Annotated in this window: 2 protein-coding genes; both read left to right on the top strand. The window is 41.9% G+C overall.

The genetic code is table 11. The features are described 5' to 3' along the window. Window positions 1-706 (top strand): glycosyltransferase family protein (locus tag AC1DWB_RS35660; RefSeq protein WP_477545792.1); only part of this gene is annotated, 706 nt, incomplete at its 5' end. 33 nt (window positions 707-739) lie between these two features. Beyond that, window positions 740-1186: sugar nucleotidyltransferase (locus AC1DWB_RS35665; protein ID WP_477545793.1), on the top strand; the 447-nt coding region annotated here is incomplete at its 3' end.

Raw genomic sequence — 1186 nt, forward strand, 5'->3', positions numbered from 1 at the left:
ACTCATATGTGATTCTCGGGGGATTGAATCATACATTCAATCCGAATATAAAGCTTATAAGCCAAACACTTGTTTCATTGCCTACGGTGCTGATGTGGCCCCTTCATCACTAGGCGACCAGTCACCACAAGTAATCGATTGGTTTCACAGACATGATATTCATACCAAGGAGTATTACTTAATTGTTGGGAGATTTGTCCCAGAAAATAACTATGAGCTGCTTATAAAGGAGTTTATGGCATCGAATTCAGCCAAAGATTTAGTTATTATCTCCAACGTTGAACAGAATGACTTTTATATGAAGTTGCTATCAACTACTCGCCTGAATGAAGATAAGCGAATAAAGTTTGTAGGCACGGTATACGATCAAGAGTTGCTAAAAAAAATTAGAGAAGAAGCGTATGGCTACTTGCACGGACATGAGGTTGGTGGGACCAATCCATCCTTATTAGAAGCCCTTGCTTCTACTAACGTGAACTTGTTACTGGATGTTGTCTTTAATCGAGAAGTGGGGGATGATTCAGCCTTGTACTTTACAAAGGATCTCGGATCGTTGGCCAAACTGATTGATAGGGTTGATGCTCTTCAAGAGAACGAAATAAGTAGGCTTGGGGAACTAGCTAAGCAACGGATAGGTCAGGAGTACTCGTGGAGTCACATTATTAATGAATATGAAACGTTATTCAGTTCAACCAAACGTACTTGAAATGATAATACAATGAATGGGGAGGAGGAGAATATGAAAGGCATCATATTAGCCGGAGGCAGTGGTACAAGATTATATCCCCTTACGAAGTCGGTTTCCAAACAATTACTTCCGATCTATGACAAGCCGATGATCTATTACCCACTTTCCATCCTAATGTTGGCGGAAATTCGCGAAATCTTGATTATTTCTACGAATGAAGATACTCCGAAATTTAGGCAATTGCTTGGTGACGGAGCTAGTATTGGACTCTCTTTATCGTATGCAGTTCAGCCCTCTCCAGACGGAATTGCACAAGCTTTCTTGATTGCCAAGGACTTTATAGGGAGTGATTCTGTAGCCCTTATTCTCGGGGATAACATCTTCCATGGACACGGGCTCACGGATATCCTGCGGCGTGCTGTTAGTAGACAGGGTGGGGCGACGATCTTCGGATATTATGTGAATGATCCAGAGCGATTCGGAGTCGTTGAGTTTGAT

Source organism: Paenibacillus sp. P4_E11 (genome assembly GCF_056401635.1).